Annotated in this window: 16 protein-coding genes; 10 read left to right on the forward strand and 6 right to left on the reverse strand. The window is 71.1% G+C overall.

Translation table 11 applies throughout. The annotated features are described in order from the left end of the window. Positions 1-8: 8 nt before the first annotated feature. The 8 genes from ACZ5D2_RS22385 to ACZ5D2_RS22420 all read left to right on the forward strand — a co-directional run bounded on the left by ACZ5D2_RS22385 (position 9) and on the right by ACZ5D2_RS22420 (position 9,343). Positions 9-1,253 carry an amidohydrolase gene (locus tag ACZ5D2_RS22385; RefSeq protein WP_371681177.1) on the forward strand — a complete coding sequence of 415 codons (1,245 nt, stop codon included), beginning with the start codon at positions 9-11 and terminating at the stop codon, positions 1,251-1,253. Positions 1,254-1,495: 242 nt separating this feature from the next. Further along, positions 1,496-2,563 (forward strand): BMP family lipoprotein, encoded by a 1,068-nt coding sequence (locus ACZ5D2_RS22390; RefSeq protein WP_371677019.1) that lies wholly within the window; start codon positions 1,496-1,498, stop codon positions 2,561-2,563. 201 nt (positions 2,564-2,764) lie between these two features. Continuing rightward, complete coding sequence (locus ACZ5D2_RS22395; RefSeq protein WP_468931383.1) at positions 2,765-4,462, forward strand: ABC transporter ATP-binding protein; 1,698 nt, start codon at positions 2,765-2,767, stop codon at positions 4,460-4,462. Further along, positions 4,459-5,574 (forward strand): ABC transporter permease, encoded by a 1,116-nt coding sequence (locus ACZ5D2_RS22400; RefSeq protein WP_371677017.1) that lies wholly within the window; start codon positions 4,459-4,461, stop codon positions 5,572-5,574. Before ACZ5D2_RS22395 ends, ACZ5D2_RS22400 begins: the two co-directional genes overlap by 4 nt. Next, positions 5,571-6,836 (forward strand): ABC transporter permease, encoded by a 1,266-nt coding sequence (locus ACZ5D2_RS22405; RefSeq protein WP_371677016.1) that lies wholly within the window; start codon positions 5,571-5,573, stop codon positions 6,834-6,836. The genes ACZ5D2_RS22400 and ACZ5D2_RS22405 overlap by 4 nt, the downstream gene beginning before the upstream one ends. Further along, positions 6,833-7,231, forward strand: coding sequence for a cytidine deaminase (locus ACZ5D2_RS22410; protein ID WP_371677015.1), 399 nt, complete (start codon positions 6,833-6,835; stop codon positions 7,229-7,231). The genes ACZ5D2_RS22405 and ACZ5D2_RS22410 overlap by 4 nt, the downstream gene beginning before the upstream one ends. 148 nt (positions 7,232-7,379) lie before the next feature. After that, positions 7,380-8,657 (forward strand): thymidine phosphorylase, encoded by a 1,278-nt coding sequence (locus tag ACZ5D2_RS22415; protein ID WP_030231066.1) that lies wholly within the window; start codon positions 7,380-7,382, stop codon positions 8,655-8,657. A 95-nt stretch (positions 8,658-8,752) separates the two neighbouring features. Continuing rightward, positions 8,753-9,343: a Uma2 family endonuclease gene (locus tag ACZ5D2_RS22420; RefSeq protein ID WP_371677013.1), complete on the forward strand. Its 591-nt coding sequence runs from the start codon at positions 8,753-8,755 to the stop codon at positions 9,341-9,343. 3 nt (positions 9,344-9,346) lie between these two features. On the opposite strand, the gene ACZ5D2_RS22425 is transcribed toward ACZ5D2_RS22420, so the two are convergent. Beyond that, positions 9,347-9,910 (reverse strand): ferredoxin, encoded by a 564-nt coding sequence (locus tag ACZ5D2_RS22425; protein WP_371677012.1) that lies wholly within the window; start codon positions 9,908-9,910, stop codon positions 9,347-9,349. Between the two features lie 22 nt (positions 9,911-9,932). On the opposite strand from ACZ5D2_RS22425, the gene ACZ5D2_RS22430 reads away from it, so the two are divergent. Continuing rightward, positions 9,933-10,304 (forward strand): STAS domain-containing protein, encoded by a 372-nt coding sequence (locus tag ACZ5D2_RS22430; RefSeq protein WP_371677011.1) that lies wholly within the window; start codon positions 9,933-9,935, stop codon positions 10,302-10,304. Here ACZ5D2_RS22430 and ACZ5D2_RS22435 read toward each other — a convergent pair. From ACZ5D2_RS22435 to ACZ5D2_RS22445, 3 genes are all read right to left on the reverse strand, one after another. Then, positions 10,221-11,198, reverse strand: a complete 978-nt coding sequence (locus ACZ5D2_RS22435) for a sigma-70 family RNA polymerase sigma factor (RefSeq protein WP_371677010.1) — start codon at positions 11,196-11,198, stop codon at positions 10,221-10,223. The two genes, ACZ5D2_RS22430 and ACZ5D2_RS22435, sit on opposite strands and share 84 nt — an antisense overlap. Positions 11,199-11,279: 81 nt before the next feature. Then, entirely contained in the window at positions 11,280-11,996 is a 717-nt protein-coding gene (locus ACZ5D2_RS22440; protein ID WP_371677009.1) for a L,D-transpeptidase family protein, read from the reverse strand. Between the two features lie 250 nt (positions 11,997-12,246). Beyond that, entirely contained in the window at positions 12,247-13,542 is a 1,296-nt protein-coding gene (locus ACZ5D2_RS22445) for an MFS transporter (protein ID WP_371677008.1), read from the reverse strand. Between the two features lie 119 nt (positions 13,543-13,661). Here ACZ5D2_RS22445 and ACZ5D2_RS22450 point away from each other — a divergent pair, with 119 nt between their 5' ends. Beyond that, positions 13,662-14,609, forward strand: coding sequence for a LysR family transcriptional regulator (locus ACZ5D2_RS22450; RefSeq protein ID WP_371677007.1), 948 nt, complete (start codon positions 13,662-13,664; stop codon positions 14,607-14,609). Here ACZ5D2_RS22450 and ACZ5D2_RS22455 read toward each other — a convergent pair. Both ACZ5D2_RS22455 and ACZ5D2_RS22460 read right to left on the reverse strand, forming a co-directional pair. Continuing rightward, on the reverse strand, positions 14,590-15,225 hold the full coding sequence (locus tag ACZ5D2_RS22455) for a hypothetical protein (protein WP_371677006.1): 636 nt from the start codon (positions 15,223-15,225) through the stop codon (positions 14,590-14,592). The genes ACZ5D2_RS22450 and ACZ5D2_RS22455 overlap by 20 nt on opposite strands. Before the next feature lie 590 nt (positions 15,226-15,815). Beyond that, positions 15,816-17,147 (reverse strand): tetratricopeptide repeat protein, encoded by a 1,332-nt coding sequence (locus tag ACZ5D2_RS22460; protein WP_468931508.1) that lies wholly within the window; start codon positions 17,145-17,147, stop codon positions 15,816-15,818. Positions 17,148-17,554 lie beyond the last annotated feature (407 nt).

Below are 17,554 nucleotides of genomic sequence, written 5' to 3' on the forward strand. Positions count from 1 at the left end.
ACCAGTTGATGTCCCGCGAGTCCCAGACCGCCCTGCCCGGCACGCCCGACCGGCCCGAGCTGCCCGGCAAGCTTCCGGACCACCTGCGTGCCGAACTGATCGCCTTCCGACGGGACTTGCACATGCATCCCGAGCTAGGACACCAGGAGTTCCGCACCACGGCGGCGATCAAGACCCGGCTGGAAAAAGCCGGCCTGCGCCCACGCGTGCTGAAGTCCGGCACGGGGCTGATCTGTGACGTCGGGACCCGGGACGGGGGGCGGCCGATGCTGGCCCTGCGCGCGGACATCGACGCCCTGCCTATTCCGGACGCCAAGACGCACGTCGCGTACCGCTCCACCGTCCCGGACCGTGCCCACGCCTGCGGGCACGACGTGCACACGGCCGTCGTCCTCGGCGCGGGCCTGGTGCTCGCCGAGCTCGACCGCCAGGGGCTGCTGCCCCGCCCGGTGCGGCTGCTGTTCCAGCCCGCCGAGGAGGTGCTGCCGGGCGGCGCGAGCGAGGCCATCGAGTCCGGGGTGCTGGACGGCGTGGGGCGGATCATCGCGGTCCACTGCGACCCGCGCGTCGACGCGGGCCGGATCGGGCTGCGGGCCGGAGCGATCACCTCTGCCTGTGACCGGCTGGAGGTCAGCCTCTCCGGCCCCGGCGGTCACACCGCCCGCCCGCACCTGACCACCGACCTGGTGACGGCCGCCGCCCGCCTCGCCGTCGACGTCCCCGCCCTGCTGACCCGGCGCATGGACGCCCGCTCGGGCATGTCGGTCACCTGGGGCCGGATCGAGGCGGGGCACGCCTGCAACGTCATCCCGATGCAGGCGGAGCTTTCCGGCACCATCCGCTGTCTGGACCTGAACGCCTGGTACGAGGCCCCCGACATGATCCACGCGGCGATCGACGAGGTCGCCACGATGCACGGGGCGAAGTTCGAGATCAACCACGTGCGCGGGGTCCCCCCGGTGGTCAACGACCCGGTCGTCACCGAACTGCTCCGGGAGGCGATGGCGGCCCGCTGCGGCGCCGGTTCGATCGAGGACACCGAGCAGAGCCTCGGCGGCGAGGACTTCTCCTGGTACCTGGAGCACGTCCCCGGCGCCATGGCCCGCCTCGGCGTCCGCAGGCCCGGCGACACCGCCAAGCGGGACCTGCACCGCGGCGACTTCGACGTCGACGAGAGCGCGATCGGCGTCGGCGTGGAGTTCTTCACCGCCGCCGCGCTGCTCGACGGCTGCCGTGCCGGCGTGGTCGGTTAGCGCACGCGCGGCAAAGCGGGGGCAAAGTACTTACCCCAATCCGTTCTCGGCCGGTGGGGGTGTCCAGCCCTTGGTACACAAGGGTTGGGCACCTGTCGAGTTACTGATCGGTCACTGTCCGGTTCGCGACGATCCGATAACGACTCATGAACGGGCCTTTAACTGACATCTACGCGCGTTACGATCGCCGCTAAACCAGCGCCGGTCGTGGCGCTTCGGTCAGGTTTTGAAGGAGCCTCCCCTTGCGCCGGATCACCAGGATCGCCACCGTGGGCATCGCGTCCGCGGCGCTGGCCCTCTCGGCCACCGCCTGTGGCGGAAAGAAGTCCTCGGACACCTCGTCGTCGTCCTCCTCGTCCTCCGAGACGAAGAGCGCCGGCGCCGCCATCGCCTACGACGTCGGCGGCCGCGGCGACCAGTCGTTCAACGACGCCGCCTACGCGGGCCTGGAGAAGGCCGAGAAGGACCTCAAGGTCAAGACCGCCGAGGCGGAGCCCACCGAGGGCGAGAGCGAGGCCGACAAGGTCCAGCGCCTCACCGAGCTGGCGCGCAAGGGCAACAACCCGGTCATCGGCGTCGGCTTCTCCTACGCCCCGGCCATCAAGAAGGTCGCCGCGAAGTTCCCGAACACCACGTTCGGCATCATCGACGACACCTCGGTGACCGAGAAGAACATCGCCAACCTGGTCTTCAACGAGGAGCAGGGCTCCTACCTGGCCGGCGTCGCCGCCGCCAAGGCGTCGAAGTCCAACACCGTCGGCTTCATCGGCGGCGTCGAGGTTCCGCTGATCAAGAAGTTCCAGGCGGGCTTCGAGCAGGGCGTCAAGGACACCAACCCGAACGCCAAGGTGCTGTCGGCCTACCTGACGCAGCCGCCGGACTTCTCGGGCTTCGCCAAGCCCGACCTCGGCAAGGCCACCGCCAAGGGCCAGCTCGACGGCGGCGCCGACGTGATCTACGCCGCCGCCGGTCTCGCGGGCTCGGGCGCCATCGAGGCCGCCTCCACCGCCGGCAAGTGGGCCATCGGCGTCGACTCCGACCAGTACAACCAGGCCGGCCTGTCGAAGTACAAGGACCACATCCTGACCTCGGTCACCAAGGACGTCTCCGACGCGGTCTACAACCTGATCAAGTCGGTCAAGGACGGCAAGCCGGAGTCCGGCGAGGTCCGTTACGGCCTGGACAAGAACGGTGTCGGCCTGGCCGACTCCAACCCGAAGTACAAGGAAATGACGGACGTCACCGCCGCGGTGGAGAAGGCCAAGGCCGACATCATCGCGAAGAAGATCACCGTCAAGACCGCGCCGTAAGGCCCTCGTCTGACGCTTGGTCGTGGTCCCCGGGGTCCGGAAGCGGTCTACCCGCTCCCGGACCCCGAACCGCGTCTTCGCCCCCAGTCCGTGCGAACTTGTGGCCAGTTGGCCGCAAGTTTTCACTTTCGACAGTGCTACGCGCGTAGAGGCATCGTGGACGCGATACCTTCTCTCCCCCGCCCTGTCCCCCCTGCCAACTTGGCTTTCCAGCTCCTTCCGCGCCAAGGAGAGTGCGTCATCAACGCGTCCAGCCCCCCTCTCGCCGTAGAACTGCACGGCATCACCAAGCGTTTCCCCGGCGTCGTCGCCAACAAGGACATCGCCATCTCCGTCCGCAAGGGCACGGTCCACGCCCTCATCGGTGAGAACGGTGCCGGCAAGTCGACCCTGATGAAGATCCTCTACGGCATGCAGAAGCCGGACGAGGGCACCATCGCCATCGACGGGGAGCAGGTCTCCTTCAACAACCCGGGCGAGGCCATCGCCCGCGGCATCGGCATGGTTCACCAGCACTTCATGCTGGCCGACAACCTCACCGTCCTGGAGAACGTCGTCCTCGGCGGCGAGAAGCTCTACGGCATCGGCGCCAAGGCCCGCAAGAAGATCATGGAGATCTCGGACGCGTACGGCCTCGGCGCGCGCCCCGACGCCCTGATCGAGGACCTCGGTGTCGCCGACCGCCAGCGCGTGGAGATCCTCAAGGTCCTCTACCGCGGCGCGAAGACCCTCATCCTCGACGAGCCCACCGCCGTGCTCGTGCCGCAGGAAGTGGACGCGCTCTTCGACAACCTGCGCGAGCTCAAGGCCGAGGGCCTGACCGTCATCTTCATCTCGCACAAGCTGGGCGAGGTGCTGAAGGTCGCCGACGACATCACCGTCATCCGGCGCGGCACCACGGTCGGCACCGCCGACCCGAAGACGGCGACGACCAAGCAGCTCGCCGAGCTGATGGTCGGCACCGAGCTGCCCTCGCCGGAGACCCGCGAGTCCACGGTGACCACGACCGCGATGCTCAAGGTCGAGAGCCTGACCGTCGCCGAGTCGGGCACCGTCACGGCCCCCGAGACCTCCGCACCGGCCCTGGGCGACTCCGACACCGACCTGCGCGAGCCCCCGGTCGCCGGCCGCCTCCTGCTCGACGGGATCGGCTTCACCATCCACAAGGGTGAGATCCTCGGCATCGCCGGCGTCGAGGGCAACGGCCAGACGGAGCTGATCGAGGCCCTCATGGGCATGATCACCCCCGACGCGGGCGTCATCACCCTCGACGGCGCCGACATCACCAGGATGCCGGTCCGCAAGCGCCGCGAGGGCGGCATCGGTTACATCCCCGAGGACCGCCACCGGCACGGCCTGCTCCTGGAGTCCCCCCTCTGGGAGAACCGCATCCTCGGCCACGTCACCGAGCGGCCCAACTCCAAGGGCGGCATCCTCGACCCGAAGGCCGCCCGCAAGGACACCGAGCGGATCGTCCGCGAGTACGACGTCCGCACCCCCGGTATCGACGTCACCGCGGCCTCGCTCTCCGGCGGCAACCAGCAGAAGCTGATCGTCGGCCGCGAGATGAGCCACAACCCGAAGTTCCTCATCGCCGCCCACCCCACCCGTGGTGTGGACGTCGGCGCGCAGGCGCAGATCTGGGACGCCATCCGCGAGGCCCGTCGCGAGGGCCTGGCCGTGCTCCTGATCTCGGCGGACCTGGACGAGCTGATCGGCCTGTCCGACACCCTGCGCGTCATCTACCGCGGCCGCCTGGTGGCGGACGCCGACCCTGCGACGATCACCCCCGAGGAGCTCGGTACCGCCATGACCGGCGCCGCCAGCGGGCACCTCGAAGCCCAAGACGACCACTCCGCCGGGGTCGACGGCGACACCACGGAGGACGAGGCCCGATGAAGAAATTCGACAAGGACCGGCTGCTCCTCGCAGCCGCCGGACCGGCGCTCGCACTGGTCAGCGCCCTGGTGCTGACCATGATCGTGCTGGCCGCTTCGGGCGTGGACCCGATCGACCCGCTGCGGATCATGATCGAGCAGGCGGGCTACGAGGACATCCAGGTCCTGATCGTCAATCAGGCCGGCATCTACTTCCTGGCAGCCCTGGCCGTCGCCATCGGCTTCCGGATGAACCTCTTCAACATCGGCGTCGACGGCCAGTACCGCCTCGCGGCGATGGTCTCCGCCGTGGTCGGCGCCTCGGTCTCGCTGCCGGCTCCGCTGCACGTCCTGCTGATCGTGCTCGTCGCCATGGCGACCGGTGCCTTCTGGTCCGGCATCGCGGGTGTCCTCAAGGCGCGGCGCGGGGTGAGCGAGGTCGTCTCCACGATCATGCTCAACGCCATCGCCACCTCGCTGATCGCCTGGCTGATCCTGCCGAAGAACTTCGGCGTGCAGCCGGCCGGCTCCAACGACCTGACCACCGGTGACATTCCGGAGTCCGGCTGGTTCCCGGCCCTGTCCCTGTCCGGCGGCGACATCTACGGCTTCACCTTCATTGCCTTCGCGCTCGGCGTCGTCTACTGGTTCGTGCTCAACCGCACCCGCTTCGGCTTCGACCTGCGCGCCTCCGGCGCCAGCGAGTCCGCCGCGCAGGCCTCCGGTGTCGAGCCCAAGAAGATGATCATGACTGCGATGCTCATCTCGGGCGCGGTCGCCGGTCTGACCGGCATGCCGCTGCTGCTGGGCGAGTCGCACACGTACAACCTGTCCTTCCCGCTGGGTGTCGGCTTCACCGGCATCACCGTCGCGCTGCTCGGCCGCAACAACCCGATCGGCATCTTCTTCTCGGCCTTCCTGATCGCCTTCATCGACAAGGCGTCCGCCGGTCTCGACACCGAGGGCTACGCCAAGGAGATCGGCACGATCATGCAGGGCCTGATCGTGATCGCGGTCGTCGTCAGCTACGAGCTCGTCCGCCGCTACGGCATCCGCCGCCAGCAGCAGAAGGTCGGCGAAGAGCTGGCCGCCGGCCACGCCCTCAAGACCGACAACAAGGAGGTCGCGGCGTGAGCACCAGCACCGTTTCCGCGACGAGCGCCGCGCCCAAGAAGGGCGGCGGCCGCCGCAAGCTCACCCTGCCCTGGATCCTGCTGATGATCGCGGGAGGCCTCGTACTGGTCTCGATCGTCCGCCTGATCTCCGGAGCCAACGACCTGACCTCCGTCGGCCAGGTCTCCGGCGCCCTCCAGCTCGCGGTGCCGATCGCCCTCGCGGGCCTCGGCGGCCTGTGGGCCGAGCGCGCGGGCGTGGTCAACATCGGCCTCGAAGGCATGATGATCCTCGGCACCTGGTTCGGCGCCTGGGCCGGCTACCAGTGGGGTCCGTGGACCGGCGTCCTGCTGGGCATCGTCGGCGGCGCCATCGGCGGTCTGCTGCACGCGATCATCACCGTCACCTTCAACGTGAACCACATCGTCTCCGGTGTGGCGATCAACATCCTGGCCGTCGGCTTCACCCAGTACCTGTCGAACTTCACCTTCGACAAGACCCCGGGCGGCTCCTCCAAGCAGTCCCCGCGCATCGATCCGATCACCGAGATCACGATCCCCGGGCTCTCGGACTGGATGGCGACGCTCCAGGGCAAGCACTGGTTCCTGATCTCGGACGCCGCCGGCGTCATCGGCGGTCTGGTCACCAACCTCTCGCTGCTGACCGTCGTCGCGGTGCTCCTGGTCCCCGCCACCTGGTGGGTGCTGTGGCGCACGGCCTTCGGCCTGCGACTGCGCTCCTGCGGTGAGAACCCGATCGCCGCCGAGTCCCTCGGCGTCAACGTCTACAAGTACAAGTACATCGCCGTGGTCGCCTCCGGCGCGATGGCCGGTCTCGGCGGCGCCTTCCTCGCGATCGTCTCCACCGGCATCTACCAGGAGGGCCAGACCGGCGGCCGCGGTTACATCGGTCTCGCCGCGATGATCTTCGGTAACTGGATGCCGGGCGGCATGGCCCTGGGCTCGGGCATCTTCGGCTTCACCTACAGCCTCCGGCTGCGCGGCGGTGCCGAGAACGTCCACGCGATGCTGCTGCTCCTGGCGATCCTGCTGGTGCTCGTCGTCGTCTGGCAGCTGTACAAGAAGAAGCACGTCCAGGCCGCCATCGCGGCGGTCTGCGCCGCCGGGCTCTTCATCTGGTACGCGCTCACCGACCAGGTGCCGAGCCAGTTCGTCGACGCCGCCCCGTACCTGACCACGCTGCTCGTGCTCGCCCTGTCGGCGCAGCGCCTGCGCATGCCCAAGGCGGACGGCATGCCGTACCGCAAGGGCCAGGGCAAGTGACCGCGGAGCACGCGGTGGACTGGGAGGCCCTGCGGGCCGCCGCCCGGGTCGCGATGACCCGGGCGTACGCCCCCTACTCGGGCTTCCCGGTCGGGGTGGCCGCGCTGGCCGACGACGGCCGGGTCGTCACCGGCTGCAACGTCGAGAACGCGAGCTACGGACTCGGCCTGTGCGCCGAATGCGGTCTGGTCTCCTCCCTCCAGGCCACCGGGGGCGGCCGTCTCACCCACTTCACGTGCGTGGACGGCAAGGGCCAGAGCCTCGTCCCCTGCGGGCGCTGCCGCCAGCTGCTCTACGAGTTCGGCGGCCCGGACCTGCTGGTGGACACGCCCGACGGGATCCTCCCGCTGAGCGCGATGCTGCCGCAGGCCTTCGGGCCCGACCACCTGAGATAGCCGTGCCGACGGCCCTCCGCCCCTGCCGGGCGGAGGGCCGTCCCGCTTCCTCCGGGCCGGTCGGGTCCCGCTGGAGCCCCCTTGGATTCCTCTTGAATTCCTCTGAACCCCCTCCCTCATCTCTATGCGCGTAGAAGGAAGTCACCTCATGGACGTCATCTCCGTCATCCGGACCAAGCGGGACCGCGGTGAGCTGAGCCCCGAGCAGATCGACTGGGTCATCGACGCCTACACCCGCGGGGTCGTCGCCGACGAGCAGATGTCCGCGCTGGCCATGGCCATCCTGCTGAACGGCATGAACCGGGCCGAGATCGCCCGCTGGACCGCCGCGATGATCGCCTCCGGCGAGCGGATGAACTTCGACTCCCTCTCCCGCCCGACCGCCGACAAGCACTCCACCGGCGGCGTCGGCGACAAGATCACCCTCCCGCTGGCCCCGCTCGTCGCCGCCTGCGGCGCGGCCGTGCCGCAGCTCTCCGGCCGCGGCCTGGGCCACACCGGCGGCACCCTGGACAAGCTGGAGTCCATCCCGGGCTGGCGGGCGCTGCTCTCCAACGAGGAGATGCTGAACGTCCTCGACACCACCGGCGCCGTCATCTGCGCGGCGGGCGACGGCCTGGCCCCCGCCGACAAGAAGCTGTACGCCCTGCGCGACGTCACCGGCACCGTCGAGGCCATCCCGCTGATCGCCTCCTCGATCATGTCGAAGAAGATCGCCGAGGGTACGGGCTCGCTCGTCCTGGACGTCAAGGTCGGCACCGGCGCGTTCATGAAGAACATCGAGGACGCCCGCGAGCTGGCCTCCACCATGGTGGCCCTCGGCACCGACAGCGGCGTCAAGACGATCGCCCTGCTCACCGACATGTCCACCCCGCTGGGCCTGACCGCGGGCAACGCCCTGGAGATCCGCGAGTCCGTCGAGGTCCTGGCCGGCGGCGGCCCCTCCGACGTGGTCGAGCTGACGCTGGCCCTGGCCCGCGAGATGCTGGACGCCGCGGGCATCAAGGACGCCGACCCGGCGAAGGCCCTGGCCGACGGCTCCGCGATGGACGTGTGGCGCCGGATGATCTCCGCCCAGGGCGGCGACCCGGACGCCGCCCTGCCGGTGGCCCGCGAGCAGCACGTGGTCACCGCCTCGGCCTCGGGCGTCCTGACCCGCCTCGACGCGTACGCCGTCGGCGTCGGCGCCTGGCGCCTGGGCGCGGGCCGCGCCCGCAAGGAGGACCCGGTCCAGGCCGGCGCGGGCATCGAGCTGCACGCGAAGCCGGGCGACACGGTCACCGCGGGCCAGCCGCTGATGACCCTGCACACGGACACCCCGGAGAAGTTCGAGTACGCCCTGGCCTCCCTGGAGGGCTCCTACGACGTGGCCCCGGCGGGCACGGCCTTCTCGGCCACCCCGATCGTGCTGGACCGCATCGCCTGACGCGCGGCTCATCCGTACGGCTGAACGGGACCGGTGGACGCCCACCGGTCCCGTTCGTCATGCTGGGATCGGTGACGTACCGATAGGAGCACACCATGAGCGCACTCGCAGTCGAGCACCAGCAGCCGAGCGGTGACGACTGGGACTCGGCGGTCCGCCTCTGGGAGGGGACGGATGTGCCGGAGGGCTGCAAGGTGGAGATCATCGAGGGGATCGTCACCGTGGCACCACCGCCCGTCAACGACCACAACCTGATTGCCGCAGCGGTACAGCGCCGCCTGTACACGGCGATCCCCGACGACTGGGAGGTCTTCCAGACCCTCAATGTGGAGGTCCCCAGCCGCGCTGGGCTCTACATTCCGGACCTCGTGGTCGTCCCGAGGGAGGCGGTTCCGGAAGGGGAGAACTGCACCCCCGCGGGCGCCGCCGAGCTCGTCGTCGAGATCACGTCCAGGTCGAACGCCGTCAACGACCGCGTGTCCAAGCTCAACGGCTACGCCGCCGCAGGCGTCCCCCTGTACCTCCTCATCGACCCGCACGCGACCGGTAGTCCCACGATCCACCTGTACGGCGAGCCCGGCGACGGCAAGTACCGCGTCCTGCACGCGGGCAAGTTCGGCGAGGCCGTCCGCCTTCCCGAGCCGTTCGAGCTCACCCTCGACACCTTCGGCTTCCCCCGCCCCTGACCCTCAGAGCCGAGGCAGCGCCTGCCCGGCCCGGGGGGCGCGCCGTTGTTCCAGCCAGAACAGGTAGCCGCGCAGGTACGCCTCCAGGCCGTCGTCGATGTGGGCGACGAAGTCCCGGTGACCCAGGGCGGCTTCGTGGTAGTGCGGGAAGAACCGCGGGTCCGTGTCGTACGCGGCCCATTCCGCGCCGGCCGCCACGGCCCACTCGCGTACCCGCCCGCGGTCGCGCCACCAGCCGCGCACGGCCTCTGGCGTCCAATGCTCGTCGCCGTCCCGGGCGTAGCCGGAGTACGTCTCCACCTGGGCGGCGCACACGAGGGCCCGGGTCTCGTCCGCGTCCACCGGCTGCCGGTACACGAACTCGTGCTCGCCGTCGTAGGCCACGTGGCGCGGGGCCTCCATCCGCCCCAGCTCCATGCAGTCGGTGTCCGCGCCGTAGAACGGGCCGGGGACGTTGCGCCAGTTCCGCTCCGCCCACCTGCCGCCGAACACCGGGGAGGCCTCCCGGCCGGAGGGCGCGAGGGCGTGCGCCGTGGGCAGCGGGTCCCAGTAGGAGGGAAGATCCATCCGGCCATTGTGCTGGCCCCCGATGAGTTCCGGGAAGGCCGGCGGTCAACCCGTCATGAAGATCGGACGGCTCGTACTACCCGGACCCGGCCCCACCGAGCGGGACGCGGCGCGGCTCTGCGCGCGGCTGGCCCTGCTCTACGAGGGCGGGGCCGCCGCGGTGGTGTGTGATGCCGGGGCCGTGACCGCGCCGGGGCTCGGGGCCGTCGAGGTGCTCGCGCGGCTGCGGCTGGCCGCGCGGGGGCGCGGGGCCTTCACCGTGACCGGCGCCGGCCCCGCGCTGCGGGCCCTGCTGGGCCTCGTAGGCCTGTCAGAGCTGCTCGGGGAGTCCGAACAGCGGGAACCACCGGGCGGTGTCGAGGAAGGCGTTGAGGCCGACGATCTTCCCGTCTGAGATCTCCAGGACCTGGAGCGCCCACGGCACGTGCCCGGTCCCCGAGGCGGCGGGCCGGTACTGGCCGAAGGCCGGCATGCCGTTCGCCGTGGTGGGGAGCAGACGGGAGCCCTTGCAGCCGATGCCCTGGTTGAGGTGCCACGCCGCGATGTCGGCGTGGCCCCGCAGCCACAGGTCGAACGGCGGCATCGACAGCACCGCGTCCTCGTGCAGCAGGGCCGTCAGCCGGGTGATGTCGTAGGCCTCGAAGGCGGACAGGTACCGCCCCAGCAGCTCGGCCTGGGCGGCGTCGAGGGGGTCGGCCGCGTCGCTCTCGCGGACGCGGTGTCCGGAGAGGGTGGCCCGGGCCCGCTGGAGGGCGCTGTTCACCGAGGCCACCGTCGTCTCCAGGAGCTGCGCGACCTCCTCCGCCTTCCAGGCCAGCACCTCCCGCAGGATCAGCACGGCCCGCTGCTTGGCCGGCAGGTGCTGGAGGGCGGCGACGAAGGCCAGCCGGACGGACTCCTTGGCCAGGGCCAGCTCCGCCGGGTCGGCGGTCTGTGGCAGCACCCGCCCGTCGGGCACCGGCTCCAGCCAGGTCACCTCGGGCCGCTCGTTGAGCACGGCGGAGGCCTGGTGCTGCGGGGCGCCGAAGTCCATGGGGCGGGCCCGCTTGTTGCCCGCGTTCAGCAGGTCCAGGCAGACGTTGGTGGCGATCCTGTACAGCCAGGACCGCAGCGAGGAGCGGCCCTCGAACTTCTCGTACGCCCGCCAGGCACGGATGTACGTGTCCTGCACCGCGTCCTCGGCGTCGAAGGCCGAACCGAGCATCCGGTAGCAGTAACCGGTCAGCTCGACGCGGTACCGGTCCATCGCGGCGTCGAGGTCCGGTGATGTCGTCGCGAGGTCACTCATGGTGTCGCCCCCAGGTAGTTCCGTCTTCGACGGAAACTACCCGAGGGGTCCGACAACGGCAGCCGGGAGCGAGGAGGAGTGTCAGGTTCCGGGCTTGCGCCCGTACACGAAGACGTCCTCGCCGTTGCCCAGCATGTTCCAGTACGCCTTGGCGTCGGCCGTCGTCATGTTCACGCAGCCGCCGGAACCCGGCGGGTTCCACATGCTCTTGGTCACCGAGTGGAAGGCGATACCGCCGTCGAAGAACTGCGCGTACGGCATCGAGACGTTGTAGATCGTGGACCAGTGGTCGATGGACCGGTAGTAGATCTTCTTCAGGCCCGTCCGCGTGGGGGTCTCCGCCTTGCCGGTGCGCACCGGCACCGGCCCGTACTTCAGCGCCGCGCCGTCCTGGATCCAGCTGAGCTGCCGGGTCAGGTCCACGCAGGCGATCCGGCCCAGGTTGGTGGGACAGGTCCCGGCCGCGTTCGGGTTCTTGCCCGCGGCGCGCTGCGCCAGCATCGTGTTCATCGTCTGCCAGGTCAGCGGGCCCGCGTACCCCATCGTCGGGGTGATCCCGTGGGTGGCCTGGAAGGACTGGATCGCCGTGCAGTCGGCCGCCGACTGCACCCCGTCCACCGGCCGCCCCAGGAACTGCTCCACCTGACGCTGGTAGGGCCCGGTGGTCACGTTGCACGAGGCGGTGGCGGCGGCCTGGGCCGGCCCGCCCCCCGTCAGCACCACCGGTACCGCGAGGGCCAGCGCCCCGCCGAACACCACCGCGGCACGCCGCTTCGCGCGCACCCGTATCCCCGCCATCGGGTCCTCCCCTGCCCTCGCCCCGGGCGTTCGGGGGCCCCATGCCCCGGAAACACGGCGAGTCGCAACGCGAGCGTAGGGTCTGGGGCCGCTTTCGTCAGGAGGTCCGGCACAGGGAAATATGCAGATCGGACGGCCGTTCGCCCGGCCGCCCGATCTGTTGTCCGATTCGTTTGTCCGATTCGCCGCCGGTCCGCCGGTTCCGGCCCGTCCCGGCCTGTCCCGGCCGGCCCCGGCCCGTCCCCGCCGGTCAGCGGGCCGCCGCGGCCGGAGCCGCGAGCCGCCGTCCGCGGGCCCGCTCCACCCGGGCCGCGTGGGACCCGTAGAGGGTGATCGACGCGACGCCCACCACCGCCAGCAGGGCGATGCCGACCGTGGCCGCCCAGCCCGAGGCGTGGTAGGCCAGCGCTCCCAGGGTGCCGCCCGCGCTGGAGCCCAGGTAGTACGCGGACTGGTAGAGCGCGGAGGCCTGCGCCCGGCCCGACTTCGCCGTCCGGCTCACCGCCGCCGAGGCCACGGCGTGCCCCGCGAAGAAGCCCGCCGTGATCAGCACCAGCCCCGCCAGGACCGCGGCGAGGGAGTCGGCCAGCGACAGCAGCAGACCCAGCGCGGTCGTGGTCACCGCCAGGTACAGCGCCCCGCGCCGCCCCGTACGGGCCACCAGCTGTCCGGCCGCGGCCGAGGAGGCCGTACCCACCAGGTAGACGAGGAACACCGAGCCGACCACGCCCTGCGGCAGCGAGAACGGCTCGTCCACCAGCCGGTAGCCGATGACCGTGTACACGGCCCCGAAGACGGTCATGAACAGCGCGCCGATCCCGTAGAGCCGCAGCAGCAGCGGGTCGCGCAGGTGCCCGGCGACGGTACGTCCCACCGCGCGCGGGTTCAGCGAGGCCGGCCGGAAGAACCGCGCCCGGGGCACCAGCACCAGGAAGGCCGCCGCGCAGGCCAGCGCCATCAGCCCGACGGCCAGCAGCCCGGCCCGCCAGCCCCACAGCTGCGCGGCCCAGCCGGTCACGATGCGGCCGCTCATGCCGCCGATGGAGTTGCCCGCCACGAACAGGCCGATCGCCCCGACCAGGGCCTTCGGCTTGACCTCCTCCGCGAGGTACGCCATCGCGGAGGCCGGGATCCCGGCGATCGCCGCGCCCTGCACCGCGCGCAGCGCCACCAGCCACTCCAGGTTCGGGGCGAAGGGGACGAGGAGGCCGACGCCGACGGCGATCACCATCGACCAGGTCATCATCCGGGTCCGCCCGAACCGTTCGGACAGCGCGCTGAGCGGCAGTACGAACAGGGCGAGCGCGCCGGTGGCCGCCGACACCGTCCAGCTGGCCTGACCGGCCGTCACGCCGAAGCCGGCGGAGACCGCGGGCAGCAGCGCCTGGGTGGAGTAGAGGAGGGCGAAGGTCGCCAGGCCGGCGGCGAAGAGCGCGAGGCTCATCCGGCGGTAGCCGGGGCGGCCGGGGGAATGGGCTTCGGGCTGCGGGAACGACGCGGTGGAGGCACCCGAGGTGACGGGTGCCCCGGTATGAGCGGGAGGCATACGTCGAAGGTAGGCCCCTGTTTTTCATGCGTCCAATGCACGAATTCGCGATAATCGATCCACTCGCGCATCACCACAGCTCAGGGGCGTACATGTCAACGAACCGTTACGAAGAAGACATGGCCGTGACACGCCTGCTGGCCCCGCGCCTCGCGTACTTCGCCGCCGTCGCCCGGCACGAGCACGTCACCCGCGCCGCGCACGAGCTGGGCGTCCCGCAGTCCACCCTGTCGAGGGCGATGGTCCGCCTCGAACAGGACCTGGGCGTCACGCTGTTCGCCCGCAAGGGCCGCACCGTCGCCCTCACCACGGCCGGCCGCACCTTCCTCGCCTCCGCCGAACGGGCCCTGGACGGCATCGCCCACGCGGCCGGCTCCGTCCAGGAGGACGCCGACCCGTCCTCCGGGAAGGTCGCCTTCGGCTTCCTGCACACCCTGGGCCCCGAGACCGTGCCCGGCCTGATCCGCGCCTTCCGGGCCGACCACCCGCGCGTACGGTTCTCCCTCGTCCAGAACTACGGCGAGGCCATGCTGGAGAAGCTCCGGGCCGGGGAACTCGACCTGTGCCTGACCTCGCCCCTGCCCGACGCCCCCGACCTGGTGGCCCGCCGGCTCGACGAACAGCGGCTGCGCCTGGTGGTCCCGGACGACCACCGCCTCGCGGTGCGCAAGCGGATCCGGCTCGCCGAGGCCGCCGAGGAAACCTTCGTCACGCTGGAGGCGGGCTACGGCCTGCGGCGCATCACCGACGACCTGTGCGCGGAGGCGGGCTTCACCCCGAAGGTCGCCTTCGAAGGCGAGGAGGCCGAGACCCTGCGCGGCCTGGTCGCGGCCGGCCTGGGGGTGGCCCTGCTGCCGCCGCCCGCCGTGCCCCGGCCGGGGGTGGTGGAGCTGACGGTGACGGCGCCGCGCGCGGTGCGCCAGATCGGCGTCGCCTGGCTGGACGGCCACCCCGACACCCCGCCGGTGGCGGAGTTCAAGCGCTTCCTGCTGTCCCGCCGGGGCCGCCTGATCCCCGAACTGGAGTCGCCCGCCGAGGCGGGCGCGTTCAGTACGGCAGCCCGATGAGCCCCCAGCCGCGCTCCCCGGCCCGCGTGACCACCTCACCCCACTCGCGCAGGAGCGCGCCGGCGACGTCGAAGCCGCCGAACCAGGCCGGCCGGCGGTCGGCCGCGGCGGCGAAGGGCTCCCGGAGCTCCTCCAGCCGTGGCGCGGCGGCCTCCCAGGCACGGGCCAGCGCCGCCACCTCGTCCGGCGAACCGAGCGCGAGCACCTCGGGGCGCCACGGTGCGGGGTCGCCCGGGAAGCCGGGGGCGGGCCGGGGGCCGTCGTCCAGGTCCGCCCGCGCCCGCTGGTCCGGGCCATGCCAGACCAGGCCGCCCAGGAAACGGTCCAGGGCCTCGCGCAGCGCAGGCGCGGCCGACGGGCGCAGGCCCTCCCAGGCCTCGGCCAGCTGGAAGTGCCAGGCGTACGTACCGGTGGTCCCGAAGAACCGGTACTCGGCGCACCACGGCGTCCGCCGCTGCCACACCCAGCCGCCCGGCACGGCCCTGTCGGCCTCCTCGCACGCGGCGCAGCAGAAGTCCGGGCACACGGCGTCGGTCAGGGCGTCCAGGCGCGCGGCGGCCGGCATCCTGGCCAGGTGTTCCCAATCGGCCATGACCACGGTGATGTCCAGTCCCATCGCCGCAGGCTAACAGCGGGTACGGCGGCGGACCGGCCCGCGCGATGGGGGCAAGTGGCCCGCCCGGAAGCGGAGTCGGCGCCGGCCGGGCGGCGCGCGGCTTCGGGCGGCCGCCGTCACCGGACCGGTTCGCCGGTCCCGGGGTCCCGCTCCGGGCAGTGGTCGTCTGCCGCAGCTCGTCCGAGATCGACCGGGCCGCATCCGGGCTCACCGTCGTGGCGAACGGCTGCGCCCCCAGCCAGGACCGCTCGAAGGCGGCCGTCATGAAGTGGACGACGCTCGGCTCGCGGACCACCAGCGCCGCCCCCGCCTCGTACGCGGGCACCAGCGCCTCCAGCCGTCCGCGCAGCCGGTCCATCTCGTCGCGGGACCCCTTTTTGACGCACCGCTCGCGCGGTTCGGCCGCAGGCGGCCTCACCGGCTTCGCGCCGCTGCGCCGGACTCCGTCCGTCGGCCCGTCGGACTGGGGCGGCGGGTCGGCTGGGGCCGGGGACACGGCCCCGTGCGAGCCGTCCTCAGCCCGCCCTTCTCACCCGGGGCCTGCGAGGTTGCGGCACGAGGCGGCCTGGAAGCCGTTGGCACAGCGAACGTCATCCTGTGTGGATCATCGTCCTGCCCCGCTCGTACGCCTCGCGGGCGTGCGCGTTGCCGAGGTGGGGACGGAGCGAGGAGAGCATGATCCGGACGCGATCGTCGCACCGGCCGGACTGCACGAGCGGGTAGTCGTCCAGGACCCGGTTCCAGTCGACGCAGGCCTCCTCCAGTCGGCCGACTGCCAGCTTCCACTCAGCGATCATCGCGTTGTACCGGACCCTGGTCCGCCGGTAGACGGGCTCACGCAGCCGGTCCGCGAGCTCCATGGACTGGATGGAACCGGCGATGTCGCCGAGCTCGTACCGTACCTGCCCGATGTGGTAGTTCAGGGCCGACGGGTCGTAGGACCCGAATGCCTTCGCCCTTGACTCCGCCTTGTCCATGGCTGTCTCGGCTGCCCTCAGCCGCTGCAGTGCACCGGTCCGATCTCCGGTCTGCGCGGCGGCGTGCGCCTGCTGGCCGGTGAGGAAAGCGAGCATCCGGGGGCCCGCCTGCGGGGAGGCTGCAGCAGCAGCGTCAGCCAGGCGCAGTGCGAGCGGGCCGTGCCCGAGGTCGACTGCCTGGACGCTCATTCCCCGCAAGGTGGTGCAGTAGGTCAGGTGGTCGCCCGCCGAACCCGCCAGTTCCATGGCCTTGGTGTAGTACTGCTGCGCCAGTCCGTCCTCGCGCTCGTCCATGGCCATGTACCCGGTCAGGTAGAGGTGATCGGCCGTAGCAGAGCGCAAGGCGTTCTTCACCTCGTCCCCGGCCGTCGCCCTGAGGGCGGGCGCGATCGTGTTCACCAGGAAGGCGGCTGCCATCGGCCTGGCCATTCGCCCGCCGAACTTGTCGTCGAGATCGCTTATGTACTCGGTCATGGAGATGATGGCGCTGACCTCGGGACGGCCGATCCGGGTGTGCGGATCCTCCCGCACGCGCTGCAACCGGTCGCGGACGTCCGGCCACCCGGGAATTACCGCCGCTGCCGAGAAAAGCCCGGCGCCGAGGACGCTTCTGCGTGAGGGATCCATGTCAGCGCTCCCGAGATCGACCAGTCCCGCCACGGTATCCGGCGTCTGGCCTGAGGGCTCGGGTGAATTCGCGAAGCCTGCCGCGTACGCGCTGACGGGGCGACCGAGCCTGCGGGAGAGGGCTTCCAAGACCAGCGGACGAACCTGTTTCCTCGGCAGGCTTCCCGCCAGCCACTTCGGTACCGCCGACTCGTCGTAGCCGAAGGAAATGCCGCTCTCGGCGCCCACGCGGGCGATGGCCCGGATGAACTGGCCCCGCGACCAGCCCGTTTCTTCGAAGAGCGCGGCCAGGGCGGTGTTCGGTGTGCCTGCCGTCATGTTGGTCCCCCGACTTTCACGGCTTTCACGGTCGGCTGCCACCATCACCGTACTCACGTTCCGTGAAAGGCGGTTGACTGAGCATCACGGTCTTCTGGTGAGGGAGACCGGCAGCATCCGTCCCGACCCTCAGCGGCAGGAGCAGGAGTGACCTCTCCACCTCGCCCCCATCCCACCAGAACCTGCCCGAGTGGCTCTACGAGGGTGCCAGGGTGTTCGATCCCGCCCAGAACCGCGAAGCCGTAGTGCAGTTCATCGGCCCGTACGAGGACCCCTGCAGCCGGCGTGTCATTCCGTGCGCGGTTTTCCTGCGGCCCGAAGGAGGGGATGGGAATGGATCGTCGCCCCTGACACCCCCGCCGGGCCCGTGGGCCGGTGAAGCCATCGCCCCACCCCCTCGCACGCAG

The sequence above is a fragment of the Streptomyces sp. NPDC031479 genome (assembly GCF_055581065.1).

Excerpts from the sequence above, each read along its gene's own strand:
- ACZ5D2_RS22440 (WP_371677009.1), bottom strand. The coding sequence starts at position 11,996 with ATGGCGGGGATACGGGTGCGCGCGAAGCGGCGTGCCGCGGTGGTGTTC.
- ACZ5D2_RS22435 (WP_371677010.1), bottom strand. The coding sequence starts at position 11,198 with ATGAGTGACCTCGCGACGACATCACCGGACCTCGACGCCGCGATGGAC.
- ACZ5D2_RS22445 (WP_371677008.1), bottom strand. The coding sequence starts at position 13,542 with ATGCCTCCCGCTCATACCGGGGCACCCGTCACCTCGGGTGCCTCCACC.
- ACZ5D2_RS22450 (WP_371677007.1), top strand. The coding sequence starts at position 13,662 with ATGGCCGTGACACGCCTGCTGGCCCCGCGCCTCGCGTACTTCGCCGCC.
- ACZ5D2_RS22420 (WP_371677013.1), top strand. The coding sequence starts at position 8,753 with ATGAGCGCACTCGCAGTCGAGCACCAGCAGCCGAGCGGTGACGACTGG.
- ACZ5D2_RS22460 (WP_468931508.1), bottom strand. The coding sequence starts at position 17,147 with ATGACGGCAGGCACACCGAACACCGCCCTGGCCGCGCTCTTCGAAGAA.
- ACZ5D2_RS22400 (WP_371677017.1), top strand. The coding sequence starts at position 4,459 with ATGAAGAAATTCGACAAGGACCGGCTGCTCCTCGCAGCCGCCGGACCG.
- ACZ5D2_RS22425 (WP_371677012.1), bottom strand. The coding sequence starts at position 9,910 with ATGGATCTTCCCTCCTACTGGGACCCGCTGCCCACGGCGCACGCCCTC.
- ACZ5D2_RS22385 (WP_371681177.1), top strand. The coding sequence starts at position 9 with ATGTCCCGCGAGTCCCAGACCGCCCTGCCCGGCACGCCCGACCGGCCC.
- ACZ5D2_RS22415 (WP_030231066.1), top strand. The coding sequence starts at position 7,380 with ATGGACGTCATCTCCGTCATCCGGACCAAGCGGGACCGCGGTGAGCTG.
- ACZ5D2_RS22455 (WP_371677006.1), bottom strand. The coding sequence starts at position 15,225 with ATGGGACTGGACATCACCGTGGTCATGGCCGATTGGGAACACCTGGCC.
- ACZ5D2_RS22430 (WP_371677011.1), top strand. The coding sequence starts at position 9,933 with ATGAGTTCCGGGAAGGCCGGCGGTCAACCCGTCATGAAGATCGGACGG.